Annotated in this window: 12 protein-coding genes; all 12 read left to right on the top strand. The window is 56.7% G+C overall.

All coding sequences use genetic code 11. The annotated features are described in order from the left end of the window. Positions 1 to 105: 105 nt before the first annotated feature. Positions 106 to 2,046: a type IV pili methyl-accepting chemotaxis transducer N-terminal domain-containing protein gene (locus FDG13_RS08735; RefSeq protein ID WP_180126824.1), complete on the top strand. Its 1,941-nt coding sequence runs from the start codon at positions 106 to 108 to the stop codon at positions 2,044 to 2,046. Beyond that, complete coding sequence (locus FDG13_RS08730) at positions 2,043 to 2,747, top strand: response regulator transcription factor (protein WP_180126822.1); 705 nt, start codon at positions 2,043 to 2,045, stop codon at positions 2,745 to 2,747. Before FDG13_RS08735 ends, FDG13_RS08730 begins: the two co-directional genes overlap by 4 nt. 166 nt (positions 2,748 to 2,913) lie before the next feature. Beyond that, positions 2,914 to 4,170, top strand: coding sequence for a nitrate/nitrite transporter (locus FDG13_RS08725; protein ID WP_180126820.1), 1,257 nt, complete (start codon positions 2,914 to 2,916; stop codon positions 4,168 to 4,170). A gap of 26 nt (positions 4,171 to 4,196) precedes the next feature. Next, entirely contained in the window at positions 4,197 to 5,825 is a 1,629-nt protein-coding gene (locus tag FDG13_RS08720; RefSeq protein ID WP_180126818.1) for an MFS transporter, read from the top strand. An 88-nt stretch (positions 5,826 to 5,913) separates the two neighbouring features. Continuing rightward, positions 5,914 to 9,720: a nitrate reductase subunit alpha gene (locus tag FDG13_RS08715; protein WP_180126816.1), complete on the top strand. Its 3,807-nt coding sequence runs from the start codon at positions 5,914 to 5,916 to the stop codon at positions 9,718 to 9,720. 37 nt (positions 9,721 to 9,757) lie between these two features. After that, a complete protein-coding gene (locus FDG13_RS08710; protein WP_180126814.1) occupies positions 9,758 to 10,120 on the top strand; it encodes a cupin in 363 nt (120 codons plus the stop codon). Further along, entirely contained in the window at positions 10,117 to 11,640 is a 1,524-nt protein-coding gene (gene narH, locus FDG13_RS08705; RefSeq protein ID WP_180126812.1) for a nitrate reductase subunit beta, read from the top strand. Before FDG13_RS08710 ends, narH begins: the two co-directional genes overlap by 4 nt. 154 nt (positions 11,641 to 11,794) lie before the next feature. Further along, entirely contained in the window at positions 11,795 to 12,514 is a 720-nt protein-coding gene (gene narJ, locus FDG13_RS08700) for a nitrate reductase molybdenum cofactor assembly chaperone (RefSeq protein ID WP_180126810.1), read from the top strand. Continuing rightward, on the top strand, positions 12,511 to 13,245 hold the full coding sequence (gene narI, locus FDG13_RS08695) for a respiratory nitrate reductase subunit gamma (protein ID WP_180126808.1): 735 nt from the start codon (positions 12,511 to 12,513) through the stop codon (positions 13,243 to 13,245). Before narJ ends, narI begins: the two co-directional genes overlap by 4 nt. A 10-nt stretch (positions 13,246 to 13,255) precedes the next feature. Next, entirely contained in the window at positions 13,256 to 14,047 is a 792-nt protein-coding gene (locus FDG13_RS08690; protein WP_180126806.1) for a peptidylprolyl isomerase, read from the top strand. Then, on the top strand, positions 14,022 to 14,528 hold the full coding sequence (locus FDG13_RS08685; protein WP_370528197.1) for a ribonucleotide reductase subunit alpha: 507 nt from the start codon (positions 14,022 to 14,024) through the stop codon (positions 14,526 to 14,528). Before FDG13_RS08690 ends, FDG13_RS08685 begins: the two co-directional genes overlap by 26 nt. A gap of 192 nt (positions 14,529 to 14,720) precedes the next feature. Beyond that, complete coding sequence (moaA, locus tag FDG13_RS08680) at positions 14,721 to 15,881, top strand: GTP 3',8-cyclase MoaA (RefSeq protein WP_180126805.1); 1,161 nt, start codon at positions 14,721 to 14,723, stop codon at positions 15,879 to 15,881. Positions 15,882 to 15,967: the final 86 nt, after the last annotated feature.

The raw sequence follows: 15,967 nt of genomic DNA, 5'->3' as shown, positions 1-15,967 counted from the left end.
CAGGAATACCGGAGCGATTCACTACCGTGCTGTACCGAGGACTCACCTATATCCCGGTCTCAATTTGACCGGTACAGTGTTCAAAAATGCGTTCAGAATGAGCCAATGAATAAAACACGACATTGGAGCTTGGGTGCCAAACTGCTGATGGTGGGTACACCATTTATTCTGTTGGTGTTCTTCGCCACAATCGCAACTCTTTGGGTTTCATGGCAACTGGAAGGCGGCGCTGCAGCGGTCAATGAAGCCGGCCGTATGCGTATGCAGTCTTACCGAATGTCACTCGCCATCGGCACGCAAGAAACCAGTCAACTGCCAAAGCAGATCGCCGAGTTTGAACGCAGCATTGCGACAATGAAACAGGGGGATCCCAATCGACCACTTTTTGTCCCTTGGGACGACGAAACCATCCAACGTTTCGCTGTTGTGGAAGCTGATTGGGTGCGATACCAAAAACGCTGGATAGATGCGAACCCCACTGCATTTGCCGAGTTACGCAATGACACGGTGATATTTGCAAGCAACATTGATCATTTTGTAAATGGCATTGAGGTGCACATCGCACATTGGACTGCTCTGCTTCACTTGTTGCAGTTGGGTATGTTGGCTGCTGTCATCTTGGGCGCAACCGCACTGCTGTATACCGGGTACATGTTTGTACTGGAACCGGTTGGACAACTTAAACAAGCCATTGAAAAAATCCAGTTGGGAGATTTTGAGGCACGTGTAGAACGTGTCACCAGCGATGAATTTGGCACGCTGGCAGAAGGCTTCAACGGCATGGCCGAACACTTGCAATCCATGTATCGCAACCTGGAGAGCAAGGTTGCCGACAAAACAGTTTTGTTGCAGGAGAAGTCTGAACGACTGGAGAGTTTGTATGAGGTCACAGCATTGGTGACCAAGGCGACGTCGCTCGATGCACTGGCGCAGGAATTCACCAAAAGTCTGGCGAAAATTTCGCGTGCGGACGGTGTGGCCCTGCGCTGGTCCAGCCAAGGAGGGCTGCGTTATCTGCTGCTCGCGACCTATGGCTTGGCCGATTTCATGGTGGATGAGGAGCAGTGCATTTACTCTGGAGATTGTCTATGTGGATCGAGTGATCAAGGTACTGATTTAAGTGTGATCCCTATTCGGGATCTTTTCCCAGCCAAACTACCGGACTGCGCCAAAGCAGGCTTTGAAACCTTGGTCACTATTCCGGTGCGATTGCATGGAAATTTCATGGGCGAAGTGGACCTGTTTTTTCATGCACAAATCAGCCCGACAACCGCTGAAAAATCACTTTTTGAAGCGATGTGCAGTCATTTAGCCAGCGGCATGGAGAATTTGCGTCTCAACGCCCTGGAAAAAGAAGCTGCAGTGTCACAGGAGCGCCATTTGCTGGCACGTGAGTTGCACGACTCCATCGCCCAATCGTTGGCATTTCTGAAGATTCAAGTGCAATTGATGCGTGATGCCACAAAGTCCGGCAATGCCGATGAAACGGCAAAAATTTTAGAAGAAATTGATGCAGGCGTCAGGGAGAGTTATGGCGATGTGCGTGAACTGCTGCTGCACTTTAGAACCCGCACCAACGCCGAGGACATCGAGCCCGCGCTGGCGACCACACTCAAGAAATTTGAGCTTCAGAGTGGCGTCAAATCGTCGCTGAGCATGCAGGGTCAGGGATTGCCGTTGGCACCTGACGTTCAAATCCAGGTTCTACACATTCTCCAGGAGGCTTTATCGAATGTGCGAAAACACGCGCATGCATCACAGGCATGGCTGGATGTACAACAACAGCCGACCTGGCGATTCGAGGTGCGCGATGACGGCATTGGCTTTAACCCGGACGTTGATCAACATGACCAAACCCATGTGGGGCTGCGCATCATGAACGAGCGAGCGCAACGTATTGGCGCTCACATTGATATTGTGTCGACGCCCTTTCGAGGTAGCTCGGTAATTTTGATCTTGCCATCACCTGCGCATCCGAGCACCAGCAACCCATCCCGTAGAGACAGTCCATTTGGCGTGAACGCCCCAAACATGAGTTTTCCATGAAATCCATCAACGAAACACCTATCCGCATATTGGTGGTAGACGACCACACCTTGTTTCGCCGAGGGTTGACTGCATTGCTTTCGCGCGACCCACAATTAAATGTTGTAGGAGATGCCGCAGACGCCAGTCAGGCGCTGCGCAAGGCCCAGGAACTGCAACCTGATGTCATCTTGCTGGACAACCATTTGCCAGGTGTAAACGGCGTTGATGCCGTTCCTTCCTTGCTTGAGGTTGCACCGCAAACTTGCATTCTGCTGCTCACCGTCAGCGAGGACGAGAACGATCTGTTAGCGGCGTTACAGGGTGGTGCCAGTGGCTACTTGCTCAAAAACATGGAGGGCGATGAGCTCACGGCAGCGGTGCACCGCGCTTTTCAAGGCGGCAGCAGCATCGCCCCGGAAATGATGGGGAAACTGGTTGCGGCGTTCAAGGGTACGCCGGGTAAATCAGCTCAACCCGCTCAGGTCGAACAGGTCCCAGCAAAATCACCCCTTGCTGAATCGGTGATGGCCAGACTGTCACCGCGTGAGTTGGAGGTTTTGCGCGGTATTGCCCGGGGTGCCAGCAACAAGGAAATCGCTCGCGAATTCGGTATTGTCGAGACCACCGTCAAAATCCATGTGCAGCATATTTTGCGAAAGCTCGGTGTTAGCTCCCGGGTTCACGCCGCCGTGATGGCTTCAGAGCAAGGCGTGTTTTGAGTTGACCTGGCGCAAACAACCGCCAGGAAAATCATTGGCTAGTTCTTTAGAACTACATCGGGTCGGCTCGCATAGTTCCATTGCGTGACAACACTCGCTCCAAAGAGGGATACCACTCCGAAGCAACAAAACCTAGAGTCATAGCCTTCAAAAAGGAAACTTTGCTATGACCAAAAAAGGGCAAGCCCTCTCGGTGCTGATCGTCAGTACCCTGGCATTTACCGTGTGTTTCATGGTCTGGATGATGTTTGCGGTGATTGGCATTCCGATCAAAAAAGCACTCGACCTCAATGCCACCCAGTTTGGCTTGCTGATGTCAATGCCGGTGCTGACCGGCTCGCTGGTTCGGGTGCCGCTGGGCATCTGGACCGACAGGTTCGGCGGTCGCATTGTGATGACCCTGCTCATGGCCAGCACGGTGCCAGCCATCTGGATGATGTCTTACGCCACCGAATACTGGCAGTACCTGATGATTGGCCTATTTGTCGGCCTGGCGGGTGGCTCGTTCTCGGTCGGTACCCCTTACGTCGCGCGCTGGTTCCCCAAAAAGCAGCAGGGGTTTGCCATGGGCATCTATGGCGCGGGCAACTCGGGCGCGGCGGTCAACAAGTTTCTGGCACCTGCGTTGGTTGTGGGTTTTGGCTGGACCATGGTGCCGCAGGTGTATGCCGCCATCATGCTGGGCACGGTGATTCTGTTCTGGTTCTTAAGTCACAGCGACCCGGCCCACCTTGTGCCCAGCCATGTCACCGTCAAAGACCAGCTCAAGACGCTGAAAGACCCCAAAGTCATCAAATACTGTCAGTACTACAGCATTGTTTTTGGCGGCTATGTGGCACTGTCCTTGTGGATGGTGCAGTACTACGTGGGTGAATTTGGGCTGGACATCCGCACCGCCGCCTTGCTGGCTGCTTGTTTCTCGCTGCCTGGCGGTGTCTTGCGTGCTGTCGGTGGGTGGCTGTCTGACAAATACGGGGCCCACGCCATGACTTGGTGGGTGATGTGGGTCAGCTGGGTCTGCCTGTTTTTGCTCAGTTATCCGCAAACCGACTTCACCATCATGACTGTGACAGGCCCGACAACCTTCCACCTCGGCTTGAACGTCTATGTGTTCACCATCTTGATGTTCACCCTTGGTATTGCGTTTGCCTTTGGCAAGGCCAGTGTCTTCAAATACATCAGCGACGACTATGGCAACAACATCGGCACCATCAGCGGCATGGTCGGTCTGGCCGGTGGACTGGGCGGTTTTGTGCTGCCGATTTTGTTCGGCGCGCTGATGGACTTCACCGGCATCCGCTCCAGCGCGTTCATGCTGATGTACGGCGTGGTCTGGGTCTCGCTGATCTGGATGTACTGGACCGAAGTCCGCACCGGTGACTACCTGGGTCACCCGTCCAAACGCCTGCACGCGCACACCTGAACTCCCCTCCGCTTTGAAAGCCTGACATGACCTCCCCTAAAACCTCCGCCGCCGACCTGACTGACTGGCGCCCCGAAGACACGGCTTTCTGGGAAAGCACGGGTAAAAAAATCGCCTACCGTAACCTGTGGATTTCGATTCCCTGTCTGCTGTGCGGTTTTGCTGTCTGGGGCATGTGGGGCATCATCACGGTGCAGATGCTCAACCTGGGTTTCCCGTTTTCCCAGGCCGAACTGTTCTCGCTGACGGCCATCGCCGGTCTGGCGGGCGCCACCATGCGGATTCCGGCCTCGTTCCTGATCCGGGTGGCGGGTGGGCGCAACACCATTTTCCTCACCACGGCCATGTTGCTGGCTCCAGCCATCGGCACCGGCATCGTGCTGCAGCACCCGGAGTGGCCGCTCTGGACCTTCCAGCTGATGGCCCTGTGGTCGGGCGTGGGTGGTGGCAACTTTGCCAGCTCAATGTCCAACATCAGCACCTTCTTTCCTAAACGCCTGCAAGGCACGGCCCTTGGTCTGAACGCTGGCCTGGGCAACTTCGGTGTGACCACCATGCAGATCGTGATTCCGCTCGTCATGACCATGAGCCTGTTTGGCAGCTTCGGCGGTGAGTCCATGGTTCTGACCAAAGACAGCGGGTGGATCCTCGGCAAGATTGTTGCTGGCACCCCCACCTGGATCCAAAACGCAGGTTTTGCCTGGCTACTGTCGTTGATCCCGCTGTCGGCGCTGGCCTGGTTCGGCATGAACAACCTGACCACCGTGTCGCCCAACACCGGCAGCGCCATCGGCGCGTTTCTCAAGATCATCTGGATATACACCCTGTCGTTTGTGCCTGCGGGTCTGGGCCTGTATCTGTACCTGCCCGCCCCCACCGGCCTGGGTCTGCTGAACATGTGGGTGGCGATGCCGCTGATCATTTTCAGCACGCTGATGGTGATGAAGTTCACCGCTTTTGGCGCCATGAAAGACAACATCAGCAAGCAGTTCGCCATCTTCGGCAACAAACACACCTGGTCGCTGACCGTGCTGTACATCGTTACCTTTGGTTCGTTCATTGGCTTTTCGATGGCACTGCCGCTGTCGATCACAGTGATCTTCGGCATCAGCCACGTGCCCGATGCCGCAGGGGTGATGCAGCACACACTGAAGAACCCGAACGCAGTCTCAGCACTGACCTATGCCTGGATTGGCCCTTTTGTCGGTGCGCTGACTCGGCCGATTGGCGGCTGGATTTCTGACAAGCTCGGTGGCTCCATCGTCACCCAGGTGATTTCGGCAGTGATGGTGCTGGCCTCGGGCGCGGTGGGTTACGTGATGATGCAGGCCTACGCCTCAGCCACACCAGAGCAGTATTTTTCAACGTTTATGTGGCTGTTTGTGCTGTTGTTTGCGGCCACGGGCATTGGTAATGGCTCAACCTTCCGCACCATCGGTGTGATTTTTGACCGTACCCAAGCTGGCCCAGTGTTGGGCTGGACTTCGGCGGTCGCCGCTTACGGCGCTTTCATCGCCCCGGTGGTGATCGGTGCGCAGATCAAGGCCGGCACACCGCAGATCGCGATGTACGGCTTTGCCATCTTCTACGCCCTGTGTCTGGTGCTGAACTGGTGGTTTTACCTGCGCGCTGGGTCAGAGATCAAAAACCCCTAACTTGAATTTGTTATTAATTAGATAGCTACATACCCTTGTATAAAAAGGGCTAGAACCTGTTTTTACATATATTTATGAGAGGACACCCATGAGCCACTTTCTTGATCGACTCACCTACTTCTCGCAACCCAGAGAATCTTTCTCGGGTGAACATGGTGTGACCACCGGCGAAGACCGCACCTGGGAAGACGCCTACCGTGACCGCTGGGCGCACGACAAAATTGTGCGCAGCACCCATGGCGTGAACTGCACCGGCTCCTGTTCGTGGAAGATTTACGTCAAGGGTGGCATCGTCACCTGGGAAACCCAGCAGACCGATTACCCGCGTACCCGTTGGGACATGCCCAACCACGAGCCACGCGGCTGCGCCCGCGGTGCCAGCTACAGCTGGTATTTGTACAGCGCCAACCGCGTCAAATACCCGATGGTGCGTGGTCGCTTGCTCAAACTATGGCGCGAAGCCCGTCAAACCATGGCGCCGGTAGAGGCCTGGGCCTCAATCGCCCAATCTGACGACAAGCGCAAAAGTTACCAAACCATGCGCGGTATGGGCGGTTTTGTGCGTTCGGGCTGGGATGAGGTCAACGAGATGGTGGCGGCCGCCAACATCTACACCATCAAGCAGCATGGGCCTGACCGAATCATCGGCTTTTCGCCGATTCCGGCCATGTCCATGGTGTCTTATGCCGCTGGCAGCCGGTATCTGGGCCTGATTGGTGGCGTACCTCTGAGCTTCTACGACTGGTATTGCGATTTGCCCCCGTCCAGCCCGCAAGTCTGGGGCGAACAGACCGACGTGCCCGAATCGGCGGACTGGTACAACTCCAGCTACATCATCGCCTGGGGTTCCAACGTGCCGCAAACGCGCACGCCTGACGCCCACTTCTTCACCGAGGTACGTTACAAGGGCACCAAGACCGTGGCCGTGACACCCGATTACTCTGAAGTGGCCAAGCTGTCCGACATCTGGATGAAACCCAAGCAAGGCACTGACGCCGCCGTGGCCATGGCCATGGGCCATGTGATCCTGAAAGAGTTTTACTTCCCCGACGGTGGCAAAGCGCGCAGCGAATACTTCGACAACTACGTGCGTCGGTACACCGACATGCCCATGCTGGTGATGCTCAAGGAGAAAACCCTGCCCAGTGGTGAAACCGTGATGGTGCCGGACCGCTACGTGCGCGCGTCGGACTTCAACGGCAAGCTCGGGGCAGCCAACAACCCGGAGTGGAAAACCGTCGCGCTGGACATGAGCGGCAAAGTGGTGCTGCCCAATGGGGCCATTGGTTTCAGATGGGGTGCAGACGGACGCGCAGACCAAGGCCAATGGAACCTGGAAGCAAAAGAAGCACGCCATGGCATGGCGGTCAAACTCAAACTCACCGTGATGGAAGGTGAACAGGCCAGCGCGGAGACGGCCAAGGTCGGATTTCCGTATTTTGGTGGCATCGTATCGGAGCACTTCCCAAACAACGCCACAGGAGATGCCGCCAACAACGTGTTGGTACGTACCGTGCCCGTGCAGCGTATTTCTCTCGGCAAGGAGGGTGAGAAGTGTGAAGCCCTGGTGGCCACCGTGTTTGACCTGCAAGTGGCCAACTACGGCGTAGCGCGCGGTCTACCCGGTGAAATGGCCGCCAAAGACTTCAACGATGACACACCTTACACACCAGCCTGGCAAGAGCGCATTACCGGCACACCGCGTGAGCAACTCATCACCGTAGCGCGTCAGTTTGCCGAAAACGCGGACAAAACCCATGGCAAATCCATGGTGATCATTGGTGCGGCCATGAACCACTGGTTCCATGCCGATATGAACTACCGCGGTGTCATCAACATGCTGATGATGTGCGGTTGTATTGGCCAAAGCGGCGGTGGCTGGGCGCATTATGTGGGTCAGGAAAAGCTGCGTCCCCAAACCGGCTGGACTGCGCTGGCCTTTGCGTTGGATTGGATTCGCCCGCCTCGGCAAATGAACAGCACCAGTTTTTTCTATGCCCACACGGATCAGTGGCGTTATGAAACCGTGGGGGTTGATGAAATCCTGTCTCCTTTGGCTGATAAAGCCCAGTTTGGCGGCAGCATGATTGACTACAACGTACGCGCCGAGCGCATGGGGTGGTTACCCAGTGCGCCCCAGCTCAAGACCAACCCGCTGCAACTGGTGCGCGATGCTTCAGCGGCCAGCATGGACCCCAAGGACTATCTGATCAAAGGTTTGAAAGACGGCAGCCAAACCATGAGCTGCGAAGACCCAGACCATCCCGACAACTGGCCACGCAACATGTTTGTCTGGCGTTCCAACATTCTGGGTTCCAGCGGCAAGGGCCACGAGTACTTCCTGAAACATCTGCTGGGCACCACCCACGGCGTGCAGGGCAAAGACCTGGGCGTCGAAGAGGCCAAACCCAAAGAAGTGGTGTGGCACGACAAGGCCCCCGAGGGCAAGCTGGACTTGGTGGTGACGCTGGACTTTCGTATGAGCACCACTTGCCTGTATTCAGACATCGTATTGCCGACAGCCACCTGGTATGAAAAGAACGACATGAACACCAGCGACATGCACCCGTTCATTCATCCCTTGTCAGTGGCGGTGGATCCGGCCTGGCAATCACGCAGCGATTGGGACATTTACAAGGGCTTTGCCCAGAAGTTCAGCGAACTGTGTGTGGGCCATCTTGGCGTGGAGAGCGACATGGTGTTGACACCCATCATGCACGACACCCCGGCAGAAATGGCACAACCCTTTGGTGTGCAAGAGTGGAAAAAGGGCGAGATTGACCTGATCCCCGGTAAAACCGCGCCCACCTTCACCGTGATTGAGCGCGACTACCCGAACGTTTTCAAGCGTTTCACAGCAGTTGGACCGCTGATGAACAAGGTGGGCAACGGCGGCAAGGGTATCAGCTGGAACACCCAGATTGAAGTCAAACAACTCGGCGAGCTCAATGGCCTGGTGACAGATCCGGGCGCAAGCTGCGGCATGCCCAAAATCGACAGCGACATCGACGCCTGCGAGGTCATTTTGCAGTTTGCGCCCGAAACCAACGGCCATGTCGCAGTGAAAGCCTGGGAAGCCCTTGGTAAACAGACCGGGCTGGACCATACGCATCTGGCCATTCACCGTGAGGACGAAAAGATTCGCTTCCGGGACATTCAGGCGCAGCCTCGCAAGATCATCAGCTCGCCCACCTGGAGCGGCATTGAGTCTGAGACCGTGTCCTACAACGCCGGCTACACCAACGTGCACGAGATGATCCCCTGGCGCACCCTGACCGGGCGGCAACAGTTCTACATGGACCACCCCTGGATGACGGCGTTTGGTGAGGGATTCAGCAGCTATCGACCACCTGTGGACTTAAAAACCACGCACGGCATTCAGAACGTGAAGCCCAACGGCAACACCGAAATAGCGCTGAACTTCATCACCCCACATCAGAAATGGGGCATTCACAGCACCTACAGCGACAACCTGCACATGCTCACCTTGAGCCGGGGCGGCCCGATTGTCTGGATCAGCGAAGACGATGCGCGAAGCGCTGGCATTGTCGATAACGACTGGATCGAGCTGTTCAACCTCAATGGCGCCCTCACCGCCCGCGCTGTGGTGAGCCAACGCGTACGCAACGGCATGTGCATGATGTACCACGCACAGGAAAAACTGGTGAACATGCCGGGCTCTGAGATCACGGGTGGCCGTGGCGGCATCCACAACTCGGTGACACGCATTGTGCTGAAACCGACCCACATGATCGGCGGCTATGCGCAGTTCAGCTACGGCTTCAACTACTACGGAACCATTGGCACCAACCGCGATGAATTTGTGGTGCTGCGCAAGATGAACAAGGTGGATTGGCTCGACGCCCCTGCCGACGAGCACCTCGTGCGCGCCTAGTCGCCAGACGAAAACCATTGATCACGAAAGGTCAAGTATGGCTCAACCACATGCGTCAACGGGGCAAGTTGTTGCTGCTGGACTTTTGGGTCCGCAGTTGTTAGGCGCTCAGTCGACCACCTTGGTCATGGACAGTGATTTGCAGATCTCACGTCTTGTTCTTACCAAAGGACATTGCCTCAAACCTCACCGTGTGCGTCGGCGTCTGGTCATCCAGTGTCTTGAGGGGCAACTGATTTTTGAAACCATGGGCCGGGCACTCACGCTGAGCCCGGGCGATCTTTGTCACATAGCCGCCGACGAGGAGCATGCCGTGCGGGCGCTCACAGATGCTTCCGCCCTGTTGACGCTTTTCGGTACACATACGGATTCATCCGACAATTCTGGAGAAATTTCATGAAAATTCGCGCCCAAATCGGCATGGTGCTCAATCTGGACAAGTGCATCGGTTGCCACACTTGTTCGGTGACTTGCAAAAACGTCTGGACCAGCCGCCCCGGCATGGAGTACGCCTGGTTCAACAATGTCGAATCCAAACCCGGCATCGGCTACCCCAAAGAGTGGGAAAACCAGGATAAATGGAACGGTGGCTGGGTTCGAAAAGCCGACGGCAAGATCGAGCCACGCCAAGGCGCCAAGTGGAAGCTGCTGATGCGCATCTTCGCCAACCCGAATTTGCCGGAAATTGATGACTATTACGAACCCTTCACCTTTGACTACGCACACCTGCAGTCAGCACCCGAGGGCAAAGCGGTGCCCACCGCCCGCCCGCGTAGCCTGATCACGGGTCAGCGCATGGAAAAAATTGAGTGGGGACCGAACTGGGAGGAAATCCTAGGTGGTGAGTTCTCCAAGCGCAGCAAAGACAAAAACTTTGACGACATCCAGAAAGACATCTACGGTCAGTTTGAAAACACCTTCATGATGTATTTGCCGCGACTGTGCGAGCACTGCCTGAACCCGGCATGTGTGGCCAGTTGCCCGTCCGGCTCAATCTACAAACGCGAGGAAGACGGCATTGTGTTGATCGACCAGGACAAGTGTCGCGGCTGGCGCATGTGTATCAGCGGCTGCCCGTACAAGAAGATTTATTACAACTGGAAGTCTGGCAAGGCCGAAAAGTGCATCTTCTGTTACCCACGTATTGAAGCGGGCCAGCCAACGGTGTGTTCCGAGACCTGTGTCGGCCGCATTCGCTACCTGGGCGTGTTGTTGTATGACGCGGACCGCATTCAGGAGGCTGCCAGCGTGGAGCGTGACCGCGACCTGTACCAGGCCCAACTTGACATCTTCCTCGACCCGCACGACCCCAAAGTCATTGAGCAGGCCCGTCTGGATGGTATTCCCGACAAATGGATGGATGCCGCCCGCAACAGCCCCGTTTACAAAATGGCTGTGGACTGGAAGGTAGCCCTGCCGTTGCACCCGGAATACCGCACACTGCCCATGGTCTGGTATGTACCGCCACTGTCCCCCATCAGCGCCGCAGCCAATGCGGGCGACATCGGCATCAATGGCCAGATTCCTGATGTGAAGCAATTACGCATTCCGGTGAAATACCTGGCCAATTTGTTAACTGCAGGTGACACCTTTCCGGTGGAGCGTGCGCTGGAACGCATGCTGGCCATGCGTGCCTTTCAGCGAGAAAAACATGTGGATGGCCGCATCAACATGGCGGCACTGGACCAAGTTGGCATGACCCAGCGTGAAGCCGAAGACATGTACCACGTGATGGCGATTGCCAACTACGAAGACCGCTTCGTCATCCCCAGCACCCACCGCGAATACGCCGAAAACACCTTTGACGTACGTGGTGGCTGCGGTTTCTCGTTTGGCAATGGCTGCTCGGATGGTGCCAGCGATACCAGCTTGTTTGGCGGCACCAAGCGCCGCACCATTCCAATACAGGCGGAGGTTTAGATATGGCGCCCCCCCGTTGCTTGCTCACTTCGTGTAGCCGCATACCCCCTCAAGGGGGCAACGCCGGTAGCCCGGCAAAGCCGGTTCCACGGCGTTTCTGGTTTGACGCATCACAAGTGCTCGCTGTAACTCCTTTTTTCCGGAAGGATTTTGTATGAATAGGTCATCCTCCATCACCTTGCGGGTGCTGGCCCGTCTGTTGTCTTACCCTGATGCCCAGTTGCGTGGTGATCTGACTGACATGCGCCAGGCGTTGCGCTCCGAAAGTGCCATCGCCCCCGTCCGCCTGGCCGAGCTAGACCAGTTGATGCGTTCACTGGAGCAGCGCAACGCGCTGGATCTCGAAGCCGATTACGTGGAACTGTTTGACCGCGGGCATGCCACATCGCTTCACCTGTTTGAACACGTGCATGGCGACTCCCGCGATCGTGGCCCAGCCATGATTGACCTGACCCAAACCTATGAGAAGGCTGGGTTGTTTCTGGCCCCGGGCGAATTGCCGGACTACCTGCCGGTGGTGCTGGAATTCGTATCGACCCAACCCAACAAGGAAGCGCGAGCTTTCCTGAATGAGATGGCGCACATCTTCAACGCCATCTTCAGTGCCCTGCAGTCGCGCGAAACACCCTACGCCGCAGTCCTGGGCGCCCTGCTGGAGCTCAGCGGTGAAAAAGCCCAGCCTGTCAAGGTGGTGGCCGATGAGGCACTGGACGCCAGTTGGGAAGAACCCGAGGTCTTTGGCGGCTGTTCTGTCAAGGGTCAGAGCAAACCTGGGCAGGCCCAACCGATTCACTTTGTCAAAACCGAAGTAGGTCAAACGCGTGCAAGCGCCACTGCATCTGTTGTATCCACATCCGCCGGAGCATCACTATGAGTTATCTTGATCACCTCTTGTTTGGCGTGTTTCCCTACGTGGCTCTGGTCGTCTTTTTTGCCGGAAGCCTGTTGCGATTTGATCGTGATCAATACACCTGGAAGAGTGATTCTTCACAAATGCTGAGAGCGGGCCAGTTGCGTCTGGGCAGCAACCTGTTTCATATCGGGGTGTTGTTTCTGTTCTTTGGCCATCTGTTTGGCATGCTGACACCACACTTTGTGTACGAACACTTCATCAGTGCTGGCAACAAACAGCTGATGGCCATGATCAGTGGCGGGCTGGCGGGTGTTTTGGGCTTCATCGGTGTCAACATTCTGCTGCACCGTCGCCTGTCGGACGCGCGCATTCGCATCAATTCCAAAACCAGCGATATTGTTTTGTTACTGCTGTTGTGGTTGCAACTCGCGCTGGGTCTGGCTACCGTACCGCTGTCGGGTCAGCATCTGGACGGCAGCATGATGATGCAACTGGCTGGCTGGGCACAGGCTATCGTGACCTTCCAGCCTGGTGCAGCCGCTATGTTGGCTGGCGTCGGCTTTGTCTTCAAGGCGCATATGTTCCTGGGCATGAGCATCTTCTTCATCTTTCCATTCACCCGGTTGGTCCATGTTTGGAGCGGATTTGGCTCGGTCGCTTATCTGGTGCGCCCGTACCAGGTGGTGCGCTCGCGTCGTCTGAATGTGCCCGCAGGGCGCAACCAGCCGCGACAACCAGACGCTAGCGTTTAAGGAGGCAGCCATGCAAACTACCTTGTCCACAGAGCGTCAAATGGCCCGTATCAACGGTGTGGCCCTGCACGCTGAAGGTGTCAACCTGACATCTGATGAACTGAATCAGCGGGCCTATTCCGAGCTGCTGCGCCAAACTGCGATCCAAAAGGGCCTGCTGTCGGCAGGTGATACACCCAGCTTGGACGGTGTTCCCAGCGACGCGGCGTCAGCCGCCATTGAGGCCCTGCTGGATCAGGCGCTGCTGATCCCCGAGCCGTCCGAGAAAGCCTGCCGCCGTCACCATGCAGCCCACCAAGCCACTTACACCACGGGCGAAAAACTCTTGCTGAGGCACATTTTGTTTGCCGTCACGCCTGGTGTAGACCTTAACGCCCTGCGCAAACAGGCTGAAGCCACCTTGCTCAACGTGCGCTGCTTTGATGGCACAAACAATGATGATGCTTTCGCCAAGGCGGCCAGCACGTTATCCAACTGTCCCAGCGGTGCCGAGGCAGGCCAATTGGGCTGGTTGAGCAGCACCGACTGCGCACCAGAATTTGCAAAAGAACTGTTTGGCAACAAGGAGATTGGCGTGTTACCACGCTTAGTCCATAGCCGCTTCGGCTTGCATGTGGTGGAAATTTTGGCGCGCGAGTCAGGCGTGGCTCAGTCTTTCGAGTCGGTGCATGGCGCTGTTGCCATGGCGCTCAAGCAGCAGACTTTTGTGACTTCACTGCGGCAATACCTGAGTCTTTTGGCTGCTGAGGCTGACATTGAAGGTCTGGACCTGGAGAGTGCCGAGACGCCATTGGTGCAATGACATTGGTCTCGTGAGTCCACACTCCGTCGCAAAACCTCCCAGCAGCGGTTTTCCACAAACAACCAAATCAATGAATATTTTCAACTTTGACAATCTCCTGGTGATGGCCTGCCAGCAAGCGCAAGTCCAACGGCTGTTGTTGGTATTTGCCACAGCCGAACTGCCCGAAGACGCCACCCCACTGCAACGCATTGAGTTTGAACAAGGTGCTGGCGGTGCTTTGGTACCGGCCATGTGTGTGGACAAGGTCGCCAGCGAGGTCATCGACTTTGCATCCATAAAGCGTGAGGCGACCCAATTTGCCATCTCCTGGAAAGTACTGTTTGCCAGCAGCCTCTCGGGGCTGGGCAATCAGCCGCCGTCGGATGACCAGGTCCAGGCTGCATTACAGCGTATGGTTGATGCCATCAAATTAGGGGCATTCGCCAACATGCTGGCTTTTGATGAGCTTGGTCACACCATCTCGCTTGCGCAAAAATAGTTACCATGAACAACGATGCCCCTCTGACCTAGAGGTCTGGGCGGCAGATAGGTCACCGCTCGCGTCTGCTTGTACAGACTCCTGTTTGGAAAGGTGTTAGGACACCTCCGTATTTCAGCATCCAACCAAGCGGGTGTCCATGACAAAATTCGCCTCTTTGCCCACCGCTTGCCCTTGCCCAGCCTGCCCCTGATGTCTGCCCCTCACACGCACCGCGTGATCCCCCTGCAAGACCTGCGGCCCCAAGCCTGGGCGCTGCCAGACGCCGCCCTGCGCAGCACGCAGCGCCTGGTTGCCAACGGCCAGTTGGTCGACGTGCGTGGTCGGCCGCTGCGTGACCTGCGCATCAGCGTCACCGACCGCTGCAATTTCCGCTGCAACTACTGCATGCCGAAGGAAATTTTCGATGCCAACTATGCCTACCTGCCGCACTCGGCCCTGCTGTCGTTTGAGGAAATCACCCGCCTGACACGCCAGTTTGTGGCACACGGGGTACAAAAGATCCGCCTCACCGGCGGTGAACCCCTGCTGCGCAAGAACCTGGAGCGCCTGATCGAACAGCTGGCCAGCCTGCGCACACCCAATGGCGCGCCACTGGACATCACGCTGACCACCAATGGCGCCCTGCTGGCCCGCAAAGCCCAGGCACTGAAGGCCGCTGGCCTGCAACGCATCACCGTGAGCCTGGACGCGCTGGACGACGCCGTGTTTCGCCGCATGAACGAGGTCAACTTCCCGGTGGCCGATGTGCTGGCAGGCATCGACGCTGCCCAGGCGGCAGGGTTGGGGCCAATCAAGATCAACATGGTGGTTAAACGCGGCAGCAACGAGCAGCAGATTTTGCCGATGGCCAAGTTTTTCCGGGGCAGCGGTATGGTGCTGCGTTTTATTGAGTACATGGATGTCGGCGCCACCAACGGCTGGCGCATGGACGAGGTGTTGCCATCGGCTGAGGTGCTGCGGCTGATCCAGTCCGAACTGCCTCTGGTGCCGTTGGGCGCCAACCAAGCCGGTGAAACCGCCGAGCGTTGGGGGTATGCCGACGCTCAGGGGCACCACGACCCGGCCCTGGGTGAAATTGGTCTGATCAGCAGCGTGACCAAGGCGTTCTGTGGCGACTGCAACCGCGCCCGTCTATCCACCGAGGGCCAACTCTACCTGTGCCTGTTTGCCGAAAAAGGTTACGACCTGCGCCAGCTGTTGCGTGGCGAGGCAAGCGACGCCGATCTGGCCAACGCCATTGGCCACATCTGGCAGGGCCGGCAAGACAACTACTCCGAACAACGCCAAATGCAGGCGCCAGACACGAGCGCACGCACCAAGCGGATCGAGATGAGTTACATCGGCGGATAAACATGAGCCCCCACGCTTGTCACTGCGTGTACTGCGCTGCCCCCCGAGGGGGCCGCATTTTTCCTTGGGGCGGCCCGGCGGAAAAA

This window comes from Rhodoferax sp. BLA1 (assembly GCF_013416775.1).
Lineage (GTDB): Bacteria > Pseudomonadota > Gammaproteobacteria > Burkholderiales > Burkholderiaceae_C > Rhodoferax.
Note: the sequence above shows the minus strand (reverse complement) of the source record. Positions and strands in the feature narration are given on the sequence as shown.